This window comes from Vagococcus sp. WN89Y (assembly GCF_052220145.1).
GTDB lineage: Bacteria > Pseudomonadota > Gammaproteobacteria > Enterobacterales > Enterobacteriaceae > Kosakonia.
Genome location: NZ_JBQPOM010000012.1, coordinates 75,008 through 98,964, shown reverse-complemented (window position 1 = coordinate 98,964; position 23,957 = coordinate 75,008). Strand labels below are relative to the sequence as shown.

The following is a 23,957-nucleotide window of genomic DNA, read 5'->3' as shown; positions in this document are numbered from 1 at the left end:
AAACATGATTTATTTACGCAAAGCAAACGACCGCGGGCATGCCAACCACGGCTGGCTGGATTCCTGGCATACCTTTTCATTCGCTGACTATTATGACCCGAATTTTATGGGGTTCTCGGCGCTGCGCGTTATCAATGATGACGTGATCGATCCGGGCCAGGGTTTTGGCACGCACCCGCACAAAGACATGGAAATCCTGACCTATGTGCTGGAAGGCGCGGTAGAACACCAGGACAGCATGGGTAACAAAGAGCAGGTGCCTGCCGGTGAGTTCCAGATTATGAGCGCCGGTACCGGGGTGCGTCACTCTGAGTACAACCCGAGCGCGACCGATCGCCTGCGTTTGTATCAGATCTGGATTATTCCGCAAGCAACCGGCATCACGCCGCGCTATGAGCAGCGCCGTTTTGACGCCGCGCAGGGCAAACAGCTGGTGCTGTCGCCGGACGCCCGTGACGGGTCGCTGAAAGTGTACCAGGATATGGAACTCTACCGTTGGGCGCTGTTGAAAGATGAGCAGTCCATTCACCAGATTGCCGCCGATCGCCGGGTGTGGATCCAGGTGGTAAAAGGTAACGTAACCATTAACGGTACGAAGGCGTCCACCAGCGACGGCCTGGCGATTTGGGATGAGCAAGCCTTGTCTGTTCATGCCGACAGCGAAAGCGAAATTCTGCTGTTCGATCTGCCGCCGGTTTAATATTGTCTAAATAATTACGCAACCTTCTGTTAAGAACGGAAGGTTGCGCGTTGTCCGTGATAAACTCAGGCAATCTCTCTTTGCGTAAACTGTCAGGACGATGAAAAAGAAAAGACCCGTACTTCAGGATGTAGCCGATCGTGTTGGCGTGACAAAAATGACCGTCAGCCGATTTTTGCGTAACCCGGAGCAGGTTTCTGTCGCGCTACGCAGCAAAATCGCTGCTGCGCTTGATGAACTGGGTTACATTCCGAACCGCGCGCCCGATATCCTCTCAAATGCCACCAGCCGGGCCATTGGCGTGCTGCTCCCTTCTCTGACAAACCAGGTGTTCGCCGAAGTATTACGCGGTATTGAAAGCGTGACGGATGCGTTTGGCTATCAAACGATGCTGGCGCACTACGGCTATAAAGCGGAAATGGAAGAGGAACGGCTGGAATCGATGCTCTCATGGAATATTGACGGGCTGATCCTCACCGAGCGCACCCACACACCGCGCACGCTGAAAATGATTGAAGTCGCTGGCATTCCGGTGGTTGAACTGATGGACAGCAAATCGCCGTGCCTCGATATTGCCGTGGGTTTTGACAACTTCGAAGCGGCGCGCCAGATGACGGCGGCGATCATTGGGCGCGGGCACCGTCGCGTTGCTTATCTTGGCGCACGTCTGGATGAACGTACTATTATCAAACAACAAGGTTACGAGCAGGCGATGCGCGATGCGGGGCTGACGCCCTACAGCGTGATGGTTGAGCAATCTTCATCCTATTCTTCCGGTATTGAGCTGATGCGCCAGGCGCGCCGCGAGTATCCGCAGCTTGACGGTATTTTTTGTACCAACGATGACCTGGCGGTTGGCGCGGCGTTTGAGTGCCAGCGGCTTGGGTTGAGAATTCCTCAGGACATGGCCATCGCCGGGTTCCACGGTCACGACATTGGCCAGGTGATGGAACCACGCCTGGCGAGCGTGCTGACGCCGCGTGAACGCATGGGGTATATCGGCGCTGAGCGGTTGCTGGCGCGCATTCGTGGAGAGGTGGTGACGCCGAAAATGTTAGATTTAGGTTTCACTTTGTCACCGGGCGGATCTATTTAGTCTGACAAATTTGAAGTAGCTCACACTTATTTATCTCGCCCATGTTTGGATATTGCTTCTGCCTGACCCCGGCAGGACAATGTTACCGATAACAGTTACCCGTAACATTTACTTTTGCATCCTGGGAGCTACCTTTGAGCACGACTAATCACGAAAACCACATTTATGTCCTGATGGGCGTTTCCGGCAGTGGTAAATCAGCTGTAGCCAGCGAAGTGGCTCATCAGCTGCATGCCGCATTTCTCGATGGCGACTTCCTTCACCCGCGCAGCAACATCAATAAGATGGCGTCCGGCGAACCGCTGAATGACGAAGACCGTAAACCCTGGCTGCAGGCGCTTAACGATGCCGCTTTTGCTATGCAGCGCACCAACAAAGTCTCGCTGATTGTTTGCTCTGCGCTGAAAAAGCACTATCGCGACCTGCTGCGCGATGGTAACCCGAACCTCTCCTTTATCTATCTTAAAGGGGCGTTTGATGTGATTGAAGCACGCCTGAAGGCGCGCAAAGGTCACTTCTTTAAAACTCAGATGCTGGTGACGCAGTTTGAAACCCTGGAAGAGCCGGGTGCAGATGAGCGCGATGTTCTGGTCGTCGATATCAACCAACCGCTGGAAGATGTTGTCGCCAGTACCATTGCAGTCATTAATAAAGGCAGTGATAAGTGAGTACATTAACGCTTGTTTTAACAGCAGTAGGGTCAGTTTTACTGCTGCTGTTTTTAGTGATGAAAGCCCGTATGCACGCTTTCCTCGCTTTGATGGTGGTGTCGGTAGGTGCAGGGCTTTTTTCCGGGATGCCGCTGATTAAAATCGCGCAGACCATGGAAAAAGGGATGGGGGGAACGCTCGGCTTTCTCGCCATTGTGGTGGCGCTTGGCGCCATGTTCGGCAAGATTCTGCATGAAACCGGTGCAGTCGATCAAATTGCCGTCAAGATGCTTCACTCTTTCGGTCACAATCGCGCCCATTATGCGATTGGCCTTGCCGGTTTGATTTGTGCTTTGCCGCTGTTTTTTGAAGTGGCGATTGTGCTGTTGATAAGCGTTGCGTTTTCTATGGCGCGCCACACCGGCACCAATCTGGTGAAACTGGTTATTCCGCTGTTTGCAGGTGTTGCGGCGGCAGCGGCGTTTCTGCTGCCGGGGCCAGCGCCGATGCTTTTGGCATCGCAGATGCATGCAGATTTCGGCTGGATGATTTTGATTGGCCTGTGCGCTGCGATTCCAGGTATGCTGATCGCCGGGCCGCTGTGGGGCAACTTTATTAGCCGCCATGTGGAGCTGCATATTCCGGAAGACATCAGCGAGCCGCACCTCGGTGAAGGGAAAATGCCCTCTTTTGCCTTTAGCTTGTCGCTGATCCTGCTGCCGCTGGTGCTGGTCGGGATGAAAACCATCGCGGCGCGTTTTGTGGCGGAAGGCAGCACATTGTACGACTGGCTGGAATTTATCGGCCATCCGTTTACCGCTATCCTCGTTGCCTGCCTGGTGGCGATTTATGGTCTGGCGTACCGTCAGGGCATGGCGAAAGATAAAGTGATGGCGATTTGCGGCCAGGCGTTGCAACCGGCAGGGATTATTCTGCTGGTGATCGGCGCAGGCGGCGTATTCAAACAGGTGCTGGTTGATTCCGGCGTGGGGCCTGCGCTGGGCGAAGCGCTGACCGGGATGGGTCTGCCCATCGCTGTGACCTGTTTTGTGCTGGCAGCGGCGGTGCGTATCATTCAGGGTTCGGCAACGGTTGCCTGCCTCACGGCGGTCGGTCTGGTGATGCCGGTTATCGAACAGCTGAACTTTAGCGGCGCGCAGATGGCGGCGCTTTCCATCTGTATCGCGGGTGGTTCGATTGTGGTAAGCCATGTGAATGACGCCGGTTTCTGGCTGTATGGCCGCTTTACCGGTGCGACAGAAGCACAAACGCTGAAAACGTGGACCATGATGGAAACCATTCTCGGCACCACCGGTGCGATTATCGGGATGATTGCGTTTACGTTGTTGAGTTAAGGCATCGCAATAAAAACACCACGCATATGCGTGGTGTTTTTATTTCTGGCAGGCGAATTTTTTATTTATTAGCCAGTTCGTGACGAGCTGCCTGTGCCAGAAAATGGCTCCTGTCTTTGTAGATAGCGCGTTTGTCCTGAATAAATCCATCAAGACGCTTAACAAGCACATCAGGTAACGTGATATTCAGGCGCTGCTGTTTACCTTCTAACCCAGTCAGATCGACGTCAATCATAAACCAGGAATCGCAATGCGCGTATTCCGGATTAGCTGCATACACCCTGTACCCGGCATCAGTAATATCCTCCACTGAATGCGCGCCACTGATGAGCATCTCTTCCACAATACTCAGGATAGCTTCGCGAGCCATCACAGGGATGTCTTTCTGCTCATCAGCCGCCGACACGCAACCATAATCAAAGCGATCAAAAGCCGGAACAGTGATGCCGAATGCTGTATCTACGTCTTGAGGAGATTCAACCCCGACAGAGAAAAACATAGTTACCTCCAAAGTCGGCGGGGATCAGATCCCCGCCATTTTTTTGATTGACCTGACAGTGTCCAGTGGTAAATCCTTCTTCGGATGCGGTACAGGAAATGTTTTTCCCGTTATGGGCGACCACCAAATTTGATGGCTCCCCCGTTATGCCGTTGAAGAACACACCCTACGGCTATCAGTTCTTTCAACAGGTCAGCAGATTTCATGCGTCCTCCCTAACCTGAAAAAGCATTATACACACGCATACACATAAAGAAGGGCGGGAGGAAGTACAAAAAATTAAGAATATGTGAAAGCCATCAGACGCTAATCTATCTGGTATGTGGCAATGCGCATCATACGCCTCAACCTTTCATCCACATGCGAATACCGTCCAAAAACATCTGTGTGGCCAGCATGACCAGAATCAGCCCCATCAGGCGCTCCAGCGCATTGACCCCTTTCTCGCCAAGCAGACGCAGAAAAAGCGTTGATTGCAGCAGGATAGCCACCGTGCCGCCCCAGGCAATCAGCAGCGCAATCACCAGATGACCCATCTGGTTCGGGTACTGGTGCGACAGCAGCATCAGCGTGGCGAGCAGCGTCGGGCCTGCGACCAGCGGGATCGCCAGCGGCACGATAAATGGCTCTTCCCCGGCGGGCAGCCCGGAGCTGTTTCCCGTGGCGCTCGGAAAGATCATTTTGATGGCGATGAGAAACAGGATGATGCCGCCGGAAATAGACACCGTTTCGGCACGCAGGCTCAATACCGACAAGATTTTTTCGCCCGCGAAGAGAAAAATAAACATCACCAGCAGCGCTATCAGCAGCTCGCGGATCATAATCGCCCGGCGGCGCTTTGGCTCAGTATGTTTTAACACGGACATAAAGATAGGCAGGTTGCCCAGCGGGTCCATTATCAGAATCAATAATACTGTTGCGGAGATGATTTCAGTCATTCATTCGTATCCCGGAAGCTTGCCACAAAAATAGCGGTGATTAGCCGCGTTTCTGATATCAGAACAATCATTGATTAATTTCACTTGCGACTTTGGCTGCATTTTGTAAGGTGGAGTGATAAACCAGTGGCTAACTGGCTCGCACAAACACAGCACACACCTTCGCAGGAATTCGCTATGAAAAAAGTCGGCTTTATTGGCTGGCGTGGAATGGTCGGCTCTGTACTCATGCAACGCATGGTAGAAGAGCGCGATTTCGACGTCATTCGCCCTGTTTTCTTTTCTACTTCTCAGTTCGGGCAGGCAGCCCCCGCGTTTGGCGGCCAGGCGCAGGCGGGCACCCTTCAGGATGCCTTTGACCTGGATGCGCTCAGGGCGCTCGATATTATTGTTACCTGCCAGGGCGGCGATTATACCAATGAAATCTATCCAAAGCTCCGTGAAAGCGGTTGGCAGGGTTACTGGATTGATGCCGCCTCTTCGCTGCGTATGAAAGATGACGCAATAATCATCCTTGACCCGGTCAACCAGGCGGTGATCACCGACGGCCTGAACAACGGCATCAAAACCTTTGTTGGCGGCAACTGTACCGTCAGCCTGATGCTGATGTCGCTCGGCGGGTTGTTTGCAAACGATCTGGTTGAGTGGGTTTCGGTTGCCACTTATCAGGCCGCATCCGGCGGCGGCGCGCGCCATATGCGTGAGCTGCTAACGCAGATGGGCCAACTGCACAGCTATGTTGCTGCTGAGCTGGCGGACCCGGCCTCCGCGATTCTGGATATTGAACGCAAAGTGACCGCGCTGACCCGCAGCGGCGAGCTGGCGGCGGATAATTTCGGTGTTCCGCTGGCAGGCAGCCTGATCCCGTGGATCGACAAACAGCTGGATAACGGCCAGAGCCGTGAAGAGTGGAAAGGCCAGGCGGAAACGAACAAAATCCTCGGCACGGAAAAAACGATCCCGGTGGATGGCCTGTGTGTGCGCATTGGCGCGCTGCGCTGCCACAGCCAGGCGTTTACCATCAAGCTGAAAAAAGATGTCTCCATCCCGACAATCGAAGAGCTGCTGGCCGCGCATAATCCGTGGGCGAAAGTGGTGCCAAACGATCGCGAGCTGAGTATGCGTGAGCTAACGCCTGCTGCCGTGACCGGCACGCTGAGCACCCCGGTGGGGCGTCTGCGTAAGCTGAACATGGGGCCGGAGTACCTCTCTGCCTTTACCGTCGGCGATCAGCTGCTGTGGGGCGCTGCTGAACCGCTGCGCCGCATCCTGCGCCAGCTGGCCTGAGTGTTTTTCAGCCAGTCGATTCCGGCAGGATCTGCCCGCCATCAACAATCAGCGTCTGGCCGGTAATAAAACCGGCCTCTTTTGACGCCAGAAAATGTACTGCTGCGGCGATATCCTCTACCGTGCCGAGGCGTTTTAGCGGCACAGCATTTATCATCGCGGCGGCATATGCCTCGCCCATACTCTCCAGCCCTTCGGTAAAGATATTGCCTGGCAGCACGGCATTGACGGTAATGTTCCAGCCCGCCAGTTCCAGCGCTGCAGTGCGCATAAACCCCAGTTGCGCGGCTTTACTCGCTGCGTAATGCGCCCAGCCAGGGTAGCCGGTCACCGGCCCGGTGATCGATGAGGTAATGACGACGCGGCCATACTCCGCCTGCTTTAACCAGGGAAGGGCGGCCTTCACACTGAGAAATGTTCCTTTGCTGTTTACGGCCTGCACGTCATCCCACTGCTGCTCCGTCATTTCAGCCAGCGGTGCCGAAGGAAAAATACCCGCATTGCAGCAAAGAATATCTAACCCGTTGTGTTGCTTAGCAAAGCGCGACACCGTGTCGGTTAATTGCGCCGAATCCTGCAAATCGCAGCTGTACACATGCAGTACCAGCCCTTGTTGAGCAGCTTTCTCTTGCGCGGCAATAAGATGTTGTTGACTGCGCCCCACGATGCCGACACAGAAACCTTCGCGCGCAAACCTAAGCGCAATGCCCAAACCAATTCCCCGGCTACCACCTGTTACCAATACTTTTTTCAGATTCATACAAGCTCCTTGATAAGGATCAAACGGCAGATTGTGGAGATGTTGTGCAGGTAGAAAGAAAAAACGCAGAGCAGAGTAAATATATACCCACTTTGATTTCGCATTTTTAAGACGAGAGAACTACTTTTTTATTTCTCAACTATCGAAAAGTGTTGGCTATGCTTTAAGTAAGGTGTTGGAGCATCTTAAATGATGATGTGTCGGCGCAAAGAGGATGCACATTTTGTGCTGCGCCGTTCAAGTCAAAAAAGTGCCGCAACCGGACGTCTCGGTGGAAGGGGCGGTACCACTACAACAGGATGAAAAACATGTCTAATTATGTTGAGCGGAGCGTGATTGAAGCGCTAATTACGGGCCATTTTGCCGATCCTTTTTCCGTTCTTGGTATGCACCAGACAGAGGCCGGGCTGGAAGTCCGCGCGCTGTTGCCCGATGCCACAGAGGTATGGGTCATTGAGACGAAAACAGGACGTAAAGTGGGCAAGCTGGAGTGCCTCGACTCAAGAGGCTTTTTTTGTGGTGTTATCCCGCGCCGTAAAAACCCTTTTCGCTACCAGTTTGCCGTCAACTGGCATGATCAGCTGAACCTGATTGACGATCCCTATCGTTTTGGGCCGCTGTTACAGGAGATGGATGTCTGGCTGCTGAGCGAAGGCACGCATTTGCGGCCTTATGAAACCCTGGGCGCACATGCAGATACTATCGATGGCGTGGTGGGAACACGCTTTTCCGTCTGGGCGCCGAATGCGCGGCGTGTCTCGGTTGTCGGGCAGTTTAACTACTGGGATGGCCGCCGTCACCCGATGCGCCTGCGTAAAGAGAGCGGGATCTGGGAGCTGTTTGTTCCCGGCGCGCTCAACGGGCAACTCTATAAATTTGAGTTGATCGATGCGAACGGCAACCTGCGAATCAAAGCCGATCCTTACGCGTTTGAAGGGCAGATGCGCCCGGACAATGCCTCGCTGATTTGCGGGTTACCGGGCAAGAAAATCCAGAGCGACGAGCGCAAGCAGGCTAATCAGTTCGATGCGCCCATCTCTATTTATGAAGTCCATCTCGGCTCCTGGCGGCGACATACGGATAATAATTACTGGCTCAGCTACCGGGAACTGGCGGACCAGCTGGTGCCGTACGCTAAATGGATGGGCTTTACCCACATTGAGCTGTTGCCGGTGAATGAACACCCGTTTGACGGTAGCTGGGGCTATCAGCCGACCGGGTTGTACGCCCCCACCCGCCGCTACGGTACGCGTGATGACTTCCTGCATTTTATGCACGTCGCCCATACCGCCGGGCTGAGCGTGATCCTCGACTGGGTGCCAGGCCATTTCCCGTCGGATGAGTTCGGTCTTGCGAACTTTGACGGCACACACCTTTATGAACACAGCGACCCCCGCGAAGGCTTTCACCAGGACTGGAATACGCTTATCTACAACTACGGGCGTCGCGAAGTCAGTAACTACCTGGTAGGCAATGCACTTTACTGGATTGAGCGCTTCGGCATTGATGCCTTACGCGTGGATGCGGTGGCCTCCATGATCTACCGCGACTACAGCCGTAAAGAAGGGGAATGGGTTCCCAATGAATACGGCGGGCGCGAAAACCTCGAAGCGATTGAGTTTTTACGCCACACCAACCGTGTGCTTGGCGAGCAAACCCCCGGTGCGGTCTCGATGGCAGAAGAGTCCACGGACTTTGATGGCGTCACGCGGCCACCGTCAATGGGAGGGTTAGGCTTCTGGTATAAGTGGAACCTCGGCTGGATGCATGACACGCTGGACTATATGAAGCTCGACCCGGTGTATCGTAAATATCACCACGACAAGCTCACCTTCGGCATGCTTTACAACTACACCGAAAACTTTATTCTGCCGCTGTCGCACGATGAAGTGGTGCACGGTAAAAAATCTATCCTCGACCGTATGCCTGGCGATGCCTGGCAGAAATTCGCCAATCTGCGCGCTTACTATGCATGGATGTGGGCATTCCCCGGTAAAAAACTGATGTTTATGGGCAACGAGTTCGCCCAGGGGCGCGAGTGGAACCATGATAGCAGTCTGGACTGGCACTTGCTGGACGGTGCCGATAACTGGCACCACGGGGTGCAGCGGCTGGTGCGCGACATGAACCACCTTTACCGTCATCACAAAGCGCTGCATGAGCTGGATTTTGACCCGTACGGTTTCGAATGGCTGGTGGTGGACGATAACGAGGCATCGGTTTACGTTTTTGTTCGCCGCGACAAGCAAGGCAATGAAATCATTGTTGCCAGCAACTTTACCCCCGTGCCGCGCTACAACTATCGTTTTGGTATCAATCAGCCAGGGCGCTGGCGTGAAGCGCTCAACAGCGACTCCATGCACTATCACGGCAGCAATACGGGCAATGGCGGCGTGGTCCACAGCGATGCGATTCCAAATCGCGGGCGCGAGCATTCCTTAGCGCTGTCTCTGCCGCCTCTTGGCACCATCTGGCTGGTGCGGGAGGGAGAATGATAGCGCTAACCGTCGGTGAAGCAGGGCCGCCTGGCGCGCAGGTACAACAGAGCGGCGTCAACTTTGCGCTTTTTTCTGCCCATGCAGAGCAGGTAGAGCTGTGCGTGTTCGATGATAACGGCAACGAACAGCGCGTTAACCTGCCAGGAAAAACGGGCGATATCTGGCACGGCTTTCTGGAAGGCGCAAAGCCTGGCTTAAAATACGGTTATCGCCTGCACGGCCCCTGGCAGCCGGAAAGAGGGCATCGTTTTAACCCCGCCAAACTGCTGCTCGACCCTTATGCGCGGCGCATTGAGGGCCAGGCCGCCGATAACCCGCTTTTCCATAGCGGTTACGAAACACCCAGCCCGCTGGACAATGCGGCCATTGCCTTAAAAAGTGTAGTGGTCGACGCGCCTTACGACTGGCAGGGCGATGCCCCGCCACGCACGCCCTGGGGCAAGACGGTCATCTATGAAGCCCATGTCAAAGGGCTGACACTGCGACACCCGGCGCTGCCGCCAGAGATCCGCGGCACCTATAAAGCGCTCGGGCATCCGGTGATGATCGACTGGTTTAAACGCCTGGGGATCACCGCAGTGGAGCTGCTACCGATTGCCAGCATGGCCAGCGAGCCTCGCTTGCAAAAATTAGGCTTGAGTAACTACTGGGGCTATAACCCGCTGGGGATATTCGCGCTGGAGCTGCGCTATGCCAGCAATTCACAAAACGCTATCAACGAACTGCGCGACGCGGTGAAAGCGCTCCATCAGGCGGGGATCGAGGTGATCCTCGACATTGTGCTTAACCACTCCGCCGAGCTGGATATTCACGGGCCGACGTTCTCTCTGCGTGGCATTGATAACGCCGTGTATTACTGGTTGCAGGATGATGGCGACTACTTCAACTGGACCGGCTGCGGTAATACTATTAATTGCAGCAATCCGGTGGTGGTGGAATATATCCACGACTGCCTGCGCTATTGGGTTGACACGTTTCACGTGGACGGTTTTCGCTTTGACCTGGCCACGGTTCTGGGGCGCACGCCGGGTTTTAACGCGCAGGCGCCGCTGCTGGAGATGATCCGCAACGATCCGCAACTGCGCAACCTCAAACTGATCGCCGAGCCGTGGGATGTCGGATCCGATGGTTACCAGGTGGGGAACTTCTCTGCGCCGTTTGTGGAATGGAACGATCGTTTTCGTGATGCGACACGTCGCTTTTGGCTGGAGCACTCGTTGCCGCTGGGCGATTTCGCCACGCGCTTTGCCGCCTCCAGCGACATTTATAAACGCCCTGAGCGCGCGCCCTCCTCGTCGGTCAACTTTATTACCGCCCACGATGGCTTCACGCTGCGAGACCTGGTCTCTTTTGACCACAAGCATAACGAAGCAAACGGCGAGAACAACCGCGACGGCGCGACGATTAACCACAGCTACAACCACGGTGTTGAGGGGCTGAATGCAGACCCGGACACGCAACTGCGGCGGCGAATCAGTATGCAGGCGCTGCTCACCTCGTTGTTGCTGGCACAGGGGACGCCAATGTTGCTGGCAGGCGATGAGATGGGGCACAGCCAGCAGGGGAACAATAATGCTTACTGCCAGGATAATGCGCTGACCTGGCTGGATTGGGCGCAGGCGGATTATGCGCTGGCGGATTTTGTCGCCGCGCTTATTCGCCTGCGTCAGCAGATACCTGCTCTCAGCCAAAATAGCTGGTGGGAGGAGGGCGATGGCAACGTCGTCTGGCTAAACAGTCAGGGACAGCCGCTCCAGTCACAGGAGTGGGCCTGGGAAGCCCATCGTATTCAAATTCTGCTCTCAGGCGAGGTGTTGCTGCTTGCGAATGCCACGCCTGAGGAGGCGCAATTTACGTTACCAGAAGGGGAGTGGCGTGCCGTTCCCCCCTTTGCCGGAGATGACAACCCGGTAGAAATGTCAGTCTGGCATGGGCCCGCGCACGGAGTTTGCGTATTTCAGAGGTCAATATAAAAGGAGTGAGACATGGTGAGTATAGATAAGAACGACACCGCGATGTTAGCGCGCCAGCTGCCATTGAAGTCGGTTGCCCTCATCCTGGCGGGAGGGCGCGGAACTCGCCTGAAAGATTTGACTAAAAAACGCGCCAAACCGGCCGTTCATTTTGGCGGTAAGTTTCGCATTATCGACTTTGCCCTCTCGAATTGTATTAACTCCGGCATTCGTCGAATTGGGGTGATTACGCAATATCAGTCGCATACGCTGGTGCAGCATATTCAACGCGGCTGGTCTTTTTTTAATAATGAAGAGATGAACGAGTTCGTCGATTTGCTGCCAGCCCAGCAGCGGTTGCACGGCGAGCACTGGTATCGCGGGACGGCGGATGCGGTCACGCAGAACCTCGATATCATTCGCCGCTACGGTGCGCAATATATCGTTATCCTCGCTGGCGATCATATTTATAAGCAAGACTATTCACGCATGCTGATTGACCACGTGCTGAAAGGCGCGCGTTGTACCGTGGGCTGTTTACCGGTGCCGCTGCATGAAGCGACCGCTTTTGGTGTGATGGCGGTAGATGACGACGATAAAATTATCGATTTCGTGGAAAAACCGGCGCAGCCGCCCGCCATGCCAGGCGACGACAGCAAAGCGCTGGCCAGTATGGGTATCTATGTTTTTGATGCAGATTTTCTTTATGAACTGCTGGAACAGGATGATAAAAACGAACAATCCAGTCACGATTTTGGTAAAGACATTATTCCGCAGGTCGTAAAATCCGGTCTGGCCTGGGCGCATCCTTTTCCCCGTTCCAGCGTACATACTAATCCTGCGTCGGAACCCTACTGGCGTGATGTGGGCACGCTGGAAGCTTACTGGAAAGCGAACCTTGATTTGGCGTCATTACAGCCGGAACTGGATATGTACGATCAAAACTGGCCTATCCGTACCTATAATCAATCTTTGCCGCCGGCGAAATTTGTTCAGGATCGTTCCGGCAGTCATGGCATGACATTGAATTCTCTGGTTTCGGGCGGCTGCATAATTTCAGGTTCGGTTGTCGTGAATTCGGTGCTGTTTTACCGCGTGCGCGTCAACTCATTTTGCAATATCGAATCGTCAATACTGCTTCCGGAGGTGGTGGTTGGCCGTTCTTGCCGCCTGCACCGCTGCATTATTGACCGGGCGTGCGTCATTCCGGAAGGCATGGTTATAGGTGAAAACGCCGAGGAAGATGCCCGCAGGTTTTATCGTTCTGAAGAAGGCATTGTACTGGTCACGCGAGAGATGTTGCGCAATCTGCAAAACTGAATACATCAATTACAACCTTGCGCGGAAGGGGTCCGCGCGCTGTTTTCCAGCCACAGCAGGGTGGTTTTGACAGGAGCGATAATGCAGGTTTTACATGTATGTTCTGAGATGTTTCCTTTGCTGAAAACGGGCGGTCTGGCAGATGTGATAGGGGCGTTACCTGCGGCGCAAATCGCCGGTGGCGTCGATACACGTGTTCTTCTGCCCGCATTTCCCGATATCCGTCGCGGTGTGCCTGATGCCCAGGTCATATCGCGGCGGGATACATTTGCCGGTCTAATCTCTTTATTATTCGGGCACTTCAATGGGGTAGGGATCTATATGATAGATGCTCCCCAGCTCTACGATCGCCCCGGTAGTCCTTATCACGATACCAATCTCTATGCGTATTCTGACAACGTGCTGCGCTTTGCGCTACTCGGTTGGGTAGGGTGCGAAATGGCGTGCGGCCTGGACCCTTTCTGGCGTCCCGACATCGTGCATGCGCATGACTGGCATGCGGGGCTGACGCCTGCTTATCTTGCAGCGCGTGGCCATCCGGCAAAATCTATCTTTACGGTGCACAATCTGGCCTATCAGGGCCTGTTCAATGCCAAACATATGGATGACATCGAACTGCCATGGTCATTCTTTAATATGCATGGCCTGGAGTTTAAAGGGCAGATTTCGTTTCTTAAGGCCGGATTGTACTACGCTGATCATATCACCGCTGTCAGTCCGACCTATGCCAGGGAGATAACCGAGCCGCAGTTTGGCTACGGCATGGAGGGTCTGCTGCTGCAGCGCCATAAGGAAGGGCGTCTGAGCGGTATTCTTAACGGCGTGGATGAGAAAATCTGGGACCCGGCCACGGATCTGCTGCTGAGCGCACGTTACACGCGCGATACGATTGAAGAGAAGGCGGAGAACAAACGGCAGCTGCAAATCGCCATGGGGCTGAAGGTGAATGATAAAGTGCCGCTGTTTGCCGTGGTCAGCCGTTTGACCAGTCAAAAAGGGCTGGATCTGGTGCTCGAAGCGCTACCTGGCCTGCTGGAGCAGGGCGGGCAACTGGCGCTGCTTGGCGCGGGCGATCCGGTGCTGCAGGAAGGTTTTCTGGCCGCAGCGGCCGAGCACTCCGGGCAGGTCGGCGTGCAGATTGGTTACCACGAAGCATTCTCCCATCGCATTATGGGCGGCGCGGATGTTATCCTGGTACCGAGCCGTTTTGAGCCGTGCGGATTAACGCAACTCTATGGTCTGAAATATGGAACGCTGCCGCTGGTGCGCCGTACCGGTGGTTTGGCGGATACTGTCTCCGACAGTTCGCTGGAGAATCTGGCTGACGGAATCGCCACGGGTTTCACCTTTGAAGACAGTAATGCCTGGTCGTTATTACGTGCTATCAGGCGTGCTTTCGTCTTGTGGTCCCGCCCTTCGCTGTGGCGTTTTGTACAACGTCAGGCGATGGCAATGGATTTTAGCTGGCAGGTCGCTGCACAGTCGTACCGCGATCTTTACTTTCGGTTGAAATAGTTTTCCAGGAATCACGCGTATGAATGCTCCATTTATCTATGCTTCACCTACGCTCACCGTTGAGGCATTGAAACATTCGATTGCCTACAAACTCATGTTCACTATTGGCAAAGATCCCGCGATTGCCAACAAGCATGAATGGTTGAACGCGACGCTGTTTGCCGTGCGCGATCGTCTGGTGGAGCGCTGGTTGCGTTCATCACGCGCGCAGCTCTCTCAGGAAGTGCGCCAGGTCTACTACCTGTCGATGGAGTTTCTGATTGGGCGCACCCTGTCTAATGCGTTGTTGTCGCTGGGTATTTACGATGACGTCAAAAACGCGCTGGAAGAGATGGGGCTGGATCTTGAAGAGTTGATTGATGAAGAAAACGACCCAGGGCTGGGCAACGGGGGGCTTGGGCGGCTCGCGGCCTGCTTCCTCGATTCGCTGGCAACCCTGGGGCTACCGGGGCGCGGCTACGGTATCCGCTATGACTACGGTATGTTTAAGCAGAACATCGTCGACGGGCGGCAGAAAGAGTCGCCGGACTACTGGCTGGAGTATGGCAATCCGTGGGAGTTTAAGCGCCACAATACCCGTTACACCGTGCGTTTTGGGGGGCGTATCCAGCAAGAAGGGAAAAAGAGCCGCTGGGTAGAAACCGAAGAGATCCTGGCCGTTGCCTATGACCAGATTATCCCAGGTTATGATACCAATGCGACAAATACATTGAGACTATGGAACGCGCAGGCCAGTAGCGAAATCAACCTCGGTAAATTTAACCAGGGCGATTACTTCGCGGCGGTGGAAGACAAAAACCACTCGGAAAATGTGTCCCGTGTTCTCTATCCCGATGATTCCACTTATTCAGGGCGTGAATTGCGCCTGCGCCAGGAGTACTTCCTCGTCTCCGCCACGGTTCAGGATATCCTGAATCGTCACTATATGCTGCATCAAACCTACAGCAACCTGGCGAGCAAAATTGCTATCCATCTTAATGACACCCATCCGGTGTTATCGATTCCTGAACTGATGCGTTTGTTGATTGACGAGCATAAATTCAGCTGGGATGAAGCCTTTGAAGTGACGTGCCAGGTGTTCTCCTACACCAACCATACCTTGATGAGCGAAGCGCTGGAGACCTGGCCGGTGGATATGCTCGGCAAGATCCTGCCGCGCCATCTGCAAATCATTTTTGAAATTAATGATTATTTCCTCAAAACCTTACAGGAACAGTATCCCAACGATACCGGTTTGCTGAGTCGGTTATCCATTATTGATGAGTCCAGCGGGCGTCGCGTGCGGATGGCCTGGCTGGCGGTGGTGGTCAGCCATAAGGTGAACGGGGTGTCTGAGCTGCACTCTAACCTGATGGTGCAATCATTGTTCGCTGAGTTTGCCCATATTTTCCCGATGCGTTTTCTCAACGTGACCAATGGCGTGACGCCACGGCGCTGGCTGGCGCTGGCGAACCCGTCGCTCTCAGAAGTGCTGGATGAAAATATTGGCCGCACCTGGCGCACGGATTTGAGCCAGCTGAGCGAACTCAAACAGCATATTGACTACCCGATGGTAAACCAGGCGGTGCGCCAGGCGAAAACAGAAAACAAAAAGCGGCTGGCCATTGTTATCGCCCAGCAGCTGAATGTGGTGGTCAATCCTAAAGCGCTGTTTGATGTGCAGATCAAACGCATCCATGAATATAAGCGCCAGTTGATGAATGTCCTGCATATCATCACCCGTTATAACCGTATCAAAGAGGACCCGCGCGCTGACTGGGTGCCCAGGGTGAATATTTTCGCCGGTAAGGCGGCTTCTGCTTATTATATGGCGAAGCATATTATTCATTTGATTAACGATGTGGCGCGGGTCATCAATAACGATCCGCAGATAGGCGACAAGTTAAAGGTAGTGTTTATCCCGAACTATAGTGTCAGCCTCGCACAAGTCATCATCCCGGCGGCGGATCTTTCAGAGCAAATTTCGCTGGCGGGCACCGAAGCATCCGGCACCAGCAATATGAAGTTCGCGCTTAATGGCGCGCTGACGATCGGTACGCTGGACGGCGCGAATGTGGAAATGCGCGAACATGTGGGCGAGGAGAATATCTTTATCTTCGGCAATACCGCCGCTGAAGTGGAAGCGCTGCGTCGCAAGGGTTATAAACCGCGTGAATATTATGAAAACGACGACGAGTTGCACACGGTTCTGACGCAGATCGCTACCGGCGTGTTCAGCCCGGAAGAACCTGGCCGCTACCGTGACCTGGTGGATTCGTTAATTAACTTTGGCGATCACTATCAGGTGCTGGCGGATTATCGCAGCTATGTAGATTGCCAGGATGATGTTGACGAGCTGTATCGTCGCCCGGAGGAGTGGACAACCAAAGCGATGCATAACATCGCCAATATGGGCTATTTCTCTTCAGACCGTACCATTCAGGAATATGCTGACCATATCTGGAATATTAAGCCGGTACGGTTATAAAAAACGCCGGGCAGCGGCTGGCTGACCCGGCGTGGAGTGTTATGACGCGAGCGACAGCTCGGCTTTACTGTGTTGCGCCAGCCACTGGGCAACACGGGACTGCTCTTCGGCGTTGAGCCACATACCGAGCTTGGTACGACGCCAGATAGCATCGTCAAGGCGGCGTACCCATTCATGCTCGACGAGGTAGCGCAGCTCGGCTTCATAAAACTCGTGACCGAAATGCTCGCCAAGATCGTCAATACTGCTGGCATTTGCCAGGATAAGCTCGCTATTGCTGCCGTAGGTGCGGGTATAGTGGCGCGCCAGAGACTCGCTGATAAACGGGTAACGGCGGCGCAGTTTGGCGGCGTAATCCTCGCGGTCGCCCGCAATCTCTCCGCCTGGCAACACGCTCCCTTTCGTCCACGCCGGGCCGATACCTTTATAATACGGCGTCAGTTTCTCCAGCGCGTGTTCCGCCAGTTTGCGATAGGTGGTCAGCTTGCCGCCAAATACCGACAGCAGCGGCGCCTGGCCATTATCGTCATGAATATCCAGCGTATAGTCGCGGGTGATAGCCTGCGGCGAGTCGGACTCGTCATCACACAGCGGGCGCACGCCTGAGTAAGTCCAGACCACATTGTCGCGGCCCAGCTGTTTCTTAAAGTGCGCGTTATACACCTTCAGCAGGTAATCCACTTCGTTTTCACTGATTTGCACCTGTTTCGGGTCGCCGTGATACTCTTCATCAGTGGTACCGATAATAGAAAACTCATCCATCCACGGAATAACAAACACGATACGTTTGTCTTCGTTTTGCAGAATATAAGCCTGCTTCTGGGAGTGCACGCGCGGCACCACAATATGGCTGCCTTTGATCAGGCGGATGCCATAAGGCGAAGGCAAATGCATCCCCTCATCAAAGAACTCTTTCACCCACGGGCCGGTTGCATTCACCAGACCGCGAGCCTGCCAGCTAAATTTTTCCCCGGTGTCGATATCTTCCGCTTCGACAATCCACAATCCATTTTCGCGCCGCGCGCTGGTCGCACGGGTGCGGGTCATCACTTTGCCGCCCTTACGCTCAACCATTTGTGCGTTAGCCAGCACCAGGCGCGCATCGTCTACCCAACAATCAGAATATTCGAAACCGCGCAAAATCTCCGGCTTAAGTACCGATTCTGCGCCAAAACGCAAACCGGTTGAAGCAGGCAAACTGGTACGTTTTCCGAGGTGGTCGTACATAAAAAGACCAATACGGATCATCCAGGCCGGACGCAAGTGCGGGCGATGAGGTAAGCGAAAGCGCATCGGGAAAGCGATATGCGGCGCCATGTTTAACAACACTTCACGCTCGGCAAGCGCTTCGCTCACCAGGCGGAATTCGTAGTGTTCAAGGTAGCGCAGCCCCCCGTGGATCAGTTTGGAACTGGCGCTGGAGGTGGCGCAGGCGAGGTCTTGCGCCTCCAGCATCAGCACGGACAAACCACGCCCGGCGGCGTCTGCCGCGATACCGGCACCGTTGATACCCCCACCTATCACAATCAGATCTTTGGTTTCCATGCTGCCCTCATGCACTTTCGTTAAAGCTCAAAAATGTTCGATATCGCTCATAATAGCAAAGGATCGCGCTTTTGGTAACATCAAAAAAACAATTTAGAGTGATACGCATAACATTATGGCGCTTCACTGCTTTCACGACGTACACTTGTCGGCAGAATAGTTAATTACCGTGACAGTCAAGAGAACACCATGGAACACTTTGAATGCATTAACGTAGAAGAAACCCACCAAAAATTGCAGCAGCAGCAGGCTGTGCTGGTGGATGTGCGCGATCCGCAAAGCTTCGCTATGGGCCATGTGGCAGGCGCGTTTCATTTAACCAACGACACGCTGGGCGCGTTTATGCGCGAGCACGATTTCGACACGCCGGTGATGGTGATGTGCTACCACGGCAACAGCAGCAAAGGCGCGGCGCAATATTTGCTGCAACAGGGCTACGACCAGGTCTACAGTGTGGACGGCGGCTTCGATGCCTGGCATCGTCATTTCCCGGCTGAAGTGGCGCAGGGTTCCCTTTAGGCCCGCGACTTCTCCGGGCTATACTGTTTCCTTTTGTATGGATTAAGCGACGCCAGCCATGTTGATGATTACCTCTTTTAACAACCCCCGCGTTGCCCAGGCGTTTGTTGATTATATGCAGACCCAGGGCGTCATCCTGACCGTTCAGCACCATGCGCAAAGCGATATCTGGCTGGCCGATGAAAGCCAGGCCGAGCGGGTGCGAGCCGAGCTGGCGCGTTTTATGGAAAACCCCGGCGATCCACGCTATCTGGCGGCAAGCTGGCAGTCAGGACATACCGACAGCGGCCTGCACTATCGCCGCTTTCCGCTGATGGCCGCCGTGCGTGAACGCACCGGCCCGCTGACGCTGGCGATTGCTGCTTTGAGCGTGCTGGTGTTTGTTTTAATGGGTATTCTGGGCGATCAAAGCGTTATGATGTGGCTCGCCTGGCCGTGGGATGCCAGCGTGCAATATGAAGCCTGGCGCTATTTCACCCATGCAATCATGCATTTTTCGCTGCTGCATATTGTCTTTAACCTGTTCTGGTGGTGGTATCTTGGCGGGGCGGTAGAGAAGCGGCTTGGCAGCGGCAAGTTGCTGGTGATAACGCTTATCAGCGCGCTACTGAGCGGGTTTATTCAGCACGAGCTGACCGGCCCGTGGTTCGGCGGCTTGTCCGGTGTGGTGTACGCCCTGATTGGTTACGTCTGGCTGCGCGGCGTGCGCGATCCCGAACCTCAGGTGGCGCTGCCCAATGGCCTGTTTATCTTTACGGTGCTGTTAATGGTGGCCGAGTGGTTTGGTCTGACAGGCTTTAGCGTTGCCAGCGGCGCGCATACCGCAGGCCTGGTGATTGGGCTGGCAATGGCGCTGGTAGACAGCCAAAATGTGCGAAAACGAACACAGTAATCCAGGGATAATTCATGAAACAAACACAGCGTCATGACGCGATCATTGAACTGGTAAAACAACAGGGATATGTCAGCACCGAAGAACTGGTGGAGCAGTTTTCCGTTAGCCCGCAGACCATTCGCCGCGATTTGAACGATCTTGCGGATCAAAACAAAATCCTGCGTCACCACGGCGGCGCGGCGCTGCCCTCCAGTTCTGTGAACACCTCCTGGCACGATCGCAAGACGACGCTGATGGCGGAGAAGGAGCGCATCGCGCGCAAAGTGGCGGAGCAAATCCCCGACGGCGCGACGCTGTTTATTGATATCGGTACCACGCCGGAAGCGGTAGCGCATGCGCTACTCGAACACAGCGATTTGCGTGTTGTCACCAACAATCTCAACGTCGCCAATACGTTAATGAAGAAAGATGATTTTCGCGTCATTCTGGCAGGCGGCGAGCTGCGCAGCCGCGACGGCGGTATCGTTGGCGAAGCGACGCTGGATTTTATCTCTCAGTTTCGCCTCGACTTTGGCATTCTCGGCATTAGCGGTATTGATGCAGACGGTTCGCTGCTGGAGTTTGACTATCATGAAGTGCGCACCAAGCGCGCGATTATTGAAAACTCGCGCCATGTCATCCTGGTGGTGGATCACTCCAAATTTGGCCGTAACGCGATGGTGAATATGGGCAGCATTAGCATGGTGGACGCCGTCTACACCGACAGTATGCCGCCCTCAGGCGTGATGCAGGTTCTTACCAGCAATAATATTCAACTGGAACTCTGCTGACGCTTAAACGCCGTAACCCATAATCTTCAGCAATTGCTGCGCGTGCTGTACGGCATCCTGGCGGTGCGCGACGCCCAGTTTTTGATACAGGTTGCGGATATGGGTTTTGATGGTCGTTGATGCCACCGCCAGCTCGCCCGCAATCTGCTCATTACTGTAGCCGGAATAGATAAGCCCCAGCACCTGCCACTCGCGTTGGGTCAGCGGGCTGGTACGGATAAGCTCCGGCACTTCCGGGTGGGTCAGCAGCCGCTCGACAAAGCTTTCATCAAAATGGGCAAACTTATGGCGGTGGTGCTGGTTAATATCGCGCAAAATTCGCTGCGCGCGGTGTTGATCCAGCTCAGGCAGGGTGTTGAGCTGAATAAGCTGGCGCAACTGCTGCGCCATCGGTTCGCCTTCAATCACAAAATGGCTGATAAAGCCGGTGCGGTTCGCCAGTTGTAATGCTTCAAGCAGCACGCGCTGGGCATCATTTTTACGCCCCGCCTGCCAGTAGAGCTGGTTGAGCAGCAGCAGGTTACGGTTAAGATCGCTCATCAGGCGCAAACTGCGCGCGTTTTCGTTTAACTCCTCCAGCACTATTTCAGCCGGTTCAAACTCGCCGAGCAAAATCTGCACGCGGGCGATATTACGCCACTGGCTTTGCAGGAAATGGTTATTGGCGAAGGCCGGTTTTGGCGTCTGGCGCAGCCACTGAGCGGCGGCTTTTTTATCGCCGGTCATTTGCCAGTAGATAGCCCGCACTTTGTCGGCATTCGATACCCAATCGCTATGATACTGACCGTTGCCGAGCAAATTCTCCAGGCGGTGCAGATGATTGCGCGCATTATCCAAATCACCGCGCGCCAGCGAGTTTTGCACCAGTAGCGCCAGGCATTGCAACTGCTGCTGCGGCTGCAACTCGACCAGCACCTCCATCCCTTTGCGCGCCGCCGCTTCGGACTCATCCAGCCGCGCCCACGCCCACAGCAATTGGGCGCGGATGCGTAACAAAAACTCATGCATCGGTAGCTGCTCAAGATGCTGCTCATGAATCAGCGTAAAAGCTTTCTCCTGCATCTCCCAGGCCGCTTGTAAAAAGCCCTGGGCAAAGAGGATCTCGCTTTGCTGGATAAGGCTCCACAACGCGTAATGCCAGATATCATGGCGGCGGGCCATCTGTTCTGTCTGTTGCATCACCGCCAGAGAATTGGCCAGCTCGCCCTTACAGTGCAGCACTTCGCCGTGTACCGAAGTCGCCACAATACGGCTGTAATAGTTCGCCAGCGGTAGCTCATCCAGCGCTACTTTCGCCAGCCGTTCTGCCTCAACAGGATCGCCGTCATTTATGGCAACCTGGGCGCGCAGCGCGTTGAAATCCCCGTGCAAAGAAGCATCCATCTGCGTGGTCATCTCCTGCTCGGCACGCGCCAGCAGGCTATTGACCTCGCTATAACGGTGCTGGCTCTGCATCAGCCAGGCCTGTAACAGCACCAGCCGGGGGTTCTCCAGCAAGCTCTCCCACGGCAGCGCTTTGAGTGATTCTTCCAGCAGGCTCAGCTCGCTATGGTTAAATAACCCCCACGCGTGATGCAGCAGGATGTCGCGCAGCATGTTGCCATCGCTGGCGGCCAGCGCATGGTGAATGGCTTCGCTCGGAAAGCCTTGCGCCATCCAGCTTTGCGCTGCCGCGCGGTGAATGTCCGGCAGCTCAGGCGCCAGCTCCCACTGGCAGCGCTGGCGCAGAAAACTGCCAAACAGCGGGTGATAGCTAAACCATTCGCCGGAGTCGTCCATCCGTTGTAAAAACAGGCCCTGACGCTCTATCTCTTCCAGCCGCATCTGCCCGTTTTCTTCTCCGGTAACACGCGCAATCAGCGCATCGTTCATTGAGCGCAGCAGAGAGCTTTTTAAGAGAAACTGGCGGGTTTTTACATCAACATTGTCGAGTACCTCATCAACGAGGTAATCGGAAAGATGAGTGGCATTGATCCCGGCCAGACGTCGCGCCGACTGATGCGGTGCGCTGTGATTTTGCCGGGCGGAGAGCGCAATAAGTTGCAGCGCCGTCGCCCAACCGGCCACGTCATCGCACAGGCGGCTGCTTTCTGCGGCTTCAATTGGTGAGTTGAGGCGGCAATCAAAGAACTGTTTCGCCTCCTGGTGGGTAAATGCCAGCTGCTGGCTGCCTATTTCCAGCAACTGCTCGCGCACGCGCAGGTTCGCAATACCAAGCTGCGGCAAATTACGCGACAGCACAATCAGCGTCATATTTTCCGGCTGATGACGTAAGAAAAAGCGCATCGCATCGTGAATAACCGGGTTGGTTATCAGATGATAATCATCAATCACCAAAAAGAGCGGGCGCTGCCATTCAGTCAGCTCTACAAACAACAGTGAAAACAGAGAAGCAAGGCTGGCGTACTGACGCTTTTGCGCCATTACTTCGCTACTGGTGCAATAGCCGCCCGTCGCTTGCTGAATAGCCGCGATAAAATAACTGGCAAAACGCTCTTGCTGGTTATCGCCTTCATCAAGGGAAAACCAGCCGATATCGTTTTTACCTGCCGCCCATTGTGAAATGAGCGTTGTTTTTCCGTAACCGGCCGGGCTTGTCACCAGCGCAAGGCGATAATTGTTCGCGCCGGAAAGTTTGCCCAGTAATCGTTCACGCACCACGGTGTGGTCGAGACGAACCGGACGACTTAATTTAGACGGAATCAACATAGTTATCACTTCACTGTGGGGAAAAACAGGGGATGCGATTTTTTTTGCGCCTCGTAAATAATAATAATAATTTCGACCAGATTAAGAAATATTGCAAGTTATGTCCGGTTCTGGCGATTGTGAATTTGCACTATGTCACATTTCTTATATTAGGAAGAATAAATCAAAGGCAATAATGGTAGAACTACGGGTTTCAATAATAGCGCGCTATACGCAGCCACAGCGCGGTATCACCGCTATTTGATCAGGTCTGTTAAAAATATTATTAAAAGTATTTACGTAAAAACTAAAATAACAAAAATGATAAACTTTACTTAAGTGAATTTTATTTCCTGTTTTATCCACTTTTTCAACGAAACGCATTTTCCCCTCCGCTTCATTTGTTCTCTTACAAGGGCTATGGTTATTCTCGTACAAATTTCAGGCGAGCTGGTGAAATAAAGAACAGGCTACACGCTACCTTTAAGTGGCGGCGATCACAC

General features: G+C 54.2%; 18 protein-coding genes and 1 pseudogene. 13 read left to right on the top strand and 6 right to left on the bottom strand.

The window, feature by feature from the left end:
- Positions 1–4 precede the first annotated feature (4 nt).
- From ACTU3N_RS03275 to gntU, 4 genes are all read left to right on the top strand, one after another.
- Entirely contained in the window at positions 5–700 is a 696-nt protein-coding gene (locus ACTU3N_RS03275) for a pirin family protein (RefSeq protein WP_443084703.1), read from the top strand.
- 100 nt (positions 701–800) lie between these two features.
- Entirely contained in the window at positions 801–1,796 is a 996-nt protein-coding gene (gntR, locus tag ACTU3N_RS03270) for a gluconate operon transcriptional repressor GntR (protein ID WP_443084702.1), read from the top strand.
- A 134-nt stretch (positions 1,797–1,930) separates the two neighbouring features.
- Entirely contained in the window at positions 1,931–2,464 is a 534-nt protein-coding gene (gene gntK / locus ACTU3N_RS03265; protein WP_443084701.1) for a gluconokinase, read from the top strand.
- Positions 2,461–3,801 carry a gluconate transporter gene (gene gntU / locus ACTU3N_RS03260; RefSeq protein ID WP_443084700.1) on the top strand — a complete coding sequence of 447 codons (1,341 nt, stop codon included), beginning with the start codon at positions 2,461–2,463 and terminating at the stop codon, positions 3,799–3,801. The genes gntK and gntU overlap by 4 nt, the downstream gene beginning before the upstream one ends.
- A gap of 61 nt (positions 3,802–3,862) precedes the next feature.
- Here gntU and ACTU3N_RS03255 read toward each other — a convergent pair whose 3' ends face one another.
- The 3 genes and pseudogenes from ACTU3N_RS03255 to ACTU3N_RS03245 all read right to left on the bottom strand — a co-directional run bounded on the left by ACTU3N_RS03255 (position 3,863) and on the right by ACTU3N_RS03245 (position 5,238).
- Complete coding sequence (locus tag ACTU3N_RS03255; protein ID WP_443084699.1) at positions 3,863–4,300, bottom strand: type II toxin-antitoxin system HicB family antitoxin; 438 nt, start codon at positions 4,298–4,300, stop codon at positions 3,863–3,865.
- Positions 4,301–4,324: 24 nt separating this feature from the next.
- Positions 4,325–4,432 (bottom strand): annotated as a pseudogene (locus ACTU3N_RS03250) (type II toxin-antitoxin system HicA family toxin); the annotation flags it as partial.
- Between the two features lie 212 nt (positions 4,433–4,644).
- Complete coding sequence (locus ACTU3N_RS03245) at positions 4,645–5,238, bottom strand: YhgN family NAAT transporter (protein ID WP_443084698.1); 594 nt, start codon at positions 5,236–5,238, stop codon at positions 4,645–4,647.
- 177 nt (positions 5,239–5,415) lie between these two features.
- Here ACTU3N_RS03245 and asd point away from each other — a divergent pair, with 177 nt between their 5' ends.
- Positions 5,416–6,525 (top strand): aspartate-semialdehyde dehydrogenase, encoded by a 1,110-nt coding sequence (asd, locus tag ACTU3N_RS03240; protein WP_443084697.1) that lies wholly within the window; start codon positions 5,416–5,418, stop codon positions 6,523–6,525.
- Between the two features lie 7 nt (positions 6,526–6,532).
- On the opposite strand, the gene fabG is transcribed toward asd, so the two are convergent.
- The gene (fabG, locus tag ACTU3N_RS03235; protein ID WP_443084696.1) at positions 6,533–7,285 is read right to left on the bottom strand and encodes a 3-oxoacyl-ACP reductase FabG; all 753 of its coding nucleotides are present in this window, start codon (positions 7,283–7,285) and stop codon (positions 6,533–6,535) included.
- 308 nt (positions 7,286–7,593) lie between these two features.
- Between fabG and glgB the strand changes: the two genes are divergently transcribed.
- From glgB to glgP, 5 genes are all read left to right on the top strand, one after another.
- The gene (gene glgB, locus ACTU3N_RS03230; RefSeq protein ID WP_443084695.1) at positions 7,594–9,780 is read left to right on the top strand and encodes a 1,4-alpha-glucan branching enzyme; all 2,187 of its coding nucleotides are present in this window, start codon (positions 7,594–7,596) and stop codon (positions 9,778–9,780) included.
- A complete protein-coding gene (glgX, locus tag ACTU3N_RS03225) occupies positions 9,777–11,756 on the top strand; it encodes a glycogen debranching protein GlgX (RefSeq protein WP_443084694.1) in 1,980 nt (659 codons plus the stop codon). Before glgB ends, glgX begins: the two co-directional genes overlap by 4 nt.
- Before the next feature lie 12 nt (positions 11,757–11,768).
- A complete protein-coding gene (gene glgC / locus ACTU3N_RS03220) occupies positions 11,769–13,055 on the top strand; it encodes a glucose-1-phosphate adenylyltransferase (RefSeq protein ID WP_443084693.1) in 1,287 nt (428 codons plus the stop codon).
- Between the two features lie 81 nt (positions 13,056–13,136).
- The gene (glgA, locus tag ACTU3N_RS03215; RefSeq protein ID WP_443084692.1) at positions 13,137–14,570 is read left to right on the top strand and encodes a glycogen synthase GlgA; all 1,434 of its coding nucleotides are present in this window, start codon (positions 13,137–13,139) and stop codon (positions 14,568–14,570) included.
- 19 nt (positions 14,571–14,589) lie between these two features.
- A complete protein-coding gene (glgP, locus tag ACTU3N_RS03210; RefSeq protein WP_443084691.1) occupies positions 14,590–17,037 on the top strand; it encodes a glycogen phosphorylase in 2,448 nt (815 codons plus the stop codon).
- Positions 17,038–17,076: 39 nt separating this feature from the next.
- Here glgP and glpD read toward each other — a convergent pair whose 3' ends face one another.
- Positions 17,077–18,582: a glycerol-3-phosphate dehydrogenase gene (gene glpD, locus ACTU3N_RS03205; protein ID WP_443084690.1), complete on the bottom strand. Its 1,506-nt coding sequence runs from the start codon at positions 18,580–18,582 to the stop codon at positions 17,077–17,079.
- Positions 18,583–18,771: 189 nt separating this feature from the next.
- Between glpD and glpE the strand changes: the two genes are divergently transcribed.
- From glpE to ACTU3N_RS03190, 3 genes are read left to right on the top strand one after another with little or no spacing between them, the layout of a single operon-like run.
- Positions 18,772–19,101, top strand: coding sequence for a thiosulfate sulfurtransferase GlpE (glpE, locus tag ACTU3N_RS03200; protein ID WP_443084689.1), 330 nt, complete (start codon positions 18,772–18,774; stop codon positions 19,099–19,101).
- A gap of 58 nt (positions 19,102–19,159) precedes the next feature.
- The gene (gene glpG, locus ACTU3N_RS03195) at positions 19,160–19,993 is read left to right on the top strand and encodes a rhomboid family intramembrane serine protease GlpG (protein WP_443084688.1); all 834 of its coding nucleotides are present in this window, start codon (positions 19,160–19,162) and stop codon (positions 19,991–19,993) included.
- Between the two features lie 14 nt (positions 19,994–20,007).
- Entirely contained in the window at positions 20,008–20,766 is a 759-nt protein-coding gene (locus tag ACTU3N_RS03190) for a DeoR/GlpR family transcriptional regulator (protein ID WP_443084687.1), read from the top strand.
- A 3-nt stretch (positions 20,767–20,769) separates the two neighbouring features.
- Here ACTU3N_RS03190 and malT read toward each other — a convergent pair whose 3' ends face one another.
- Positions 20,770–23,475, bottom strand: a complete 2,706-nt coding sequence (gene malT / locus ACTU3N_RS03185; RefSeq protein ID WP_443084686.1) for an HTH-type transcriptional regulator MalT — start codon at positions 23,473–23,475, stop codon at positions 20,770–20,772.
- Between the last annotated feature and the right edge of the window lie 482 nt (positions 23,476–23,957).

Coding starts and splice junctions, on each gene's coding strand:
- ACTU3N_RS03190 (WP_443084687.1), top strand. CDS start 20,008: ATGAAACAAACACAGCGTCATGACGCGATCATTGAACTGGTAAAACAA.
- gntR (WP_443084702.1), top strand. CDS start 801: ATGAAAAAGAAAAGACCCGTACTTCAGGATGTAGCCGATCGTGTTGGC.
- fabG (WP_443084696.1), bottom strand. CDS start 7,285: ATGAATCTGAAAAAAGTATTGGTAACAGGTGGTAGCCGGGGAATTGGT.
- glpG (WP_443084688.1), top strand. CDS start 19,160: ATGTTGATGATTACCTCTTTTAACAACCCCCGCGTTGCCCAGGCGTTT.
- malT (WP_443084686.1), bottom strand. CDS start 23,475: ATGTTGATTCCGTCTAAATTAAGTCGTCCGGTTCGTCTCGACCACACC.
- glgX (WP_443084694.1), top strand. CDS start 9,777: ATGATAGCGCTAACCGTCGGTGAAGCAGGGCCGCCTGGCGCGCAGGTA.
- ACTU3N_RS03275 (WP_443084703.1), top strand. CDS start 5: ATGATTTATTTACGCAAAGCAAACGACCGCGGGCATGCCAACCACGGC.
- ACTU3N_RS03255 (WP_443084699.1), bottom strand. CDS start 4,300: ATGTTTTTCTCTGTCGGGGTTGAATCTCCTCAAGACGTAGATACAGCA.
- glpD (WP_443084690.1), bottom strand. CDS start 18,582: ATGGAAACCAAAGATCTGATTGTGATAGGTGGGGGTATCAACGGTGCC.
- glgC (WP_443084693.1), top strand. CDS start 11,769: ATGGTGAGTATAGATAAGAACGACACCGCGATGTTAGCGCGCCAGCTG.
- glgA (WP_443084692.1), top strand. CDS start 13,137: ATGCAGGTTTTACATGTATGTTCTGAGATGTTTCCTTTGCTGAAAACG.
- glgP (WP_443084691.1), top strand. CDS start 14,590: ATGAATGCTCCATTTATCTATGCTTCACCTACGCTCACCGTTGAGGCA.
- asd (WP_443084697.1), top strand. CDS start 5,416: ATGAAAAAAGTCGGCTTTATTGGCTGGCGTGGAATGGTCGGCTCTGTA.
- glpE (WP_443084689.1), top strand. CDS start 18,772: ATGGAACACTTTGAATGCATTAACGTAGAAGAAACCCACCAAAAATTG.
- ACTU3N_RS03245 (WP_443084698.1), bottom strand. CDS start 5,238: ATGACTGAAATCATCTCCGCAACAGTATTATTGATTCTGATAATGGAC.
- glgB (WP_443084695.1), top strand. CDS start 7,594: ATGTCTAATTATGTTGAGCGGAGCGTGATTGAAGCGCTAATTACGGGC.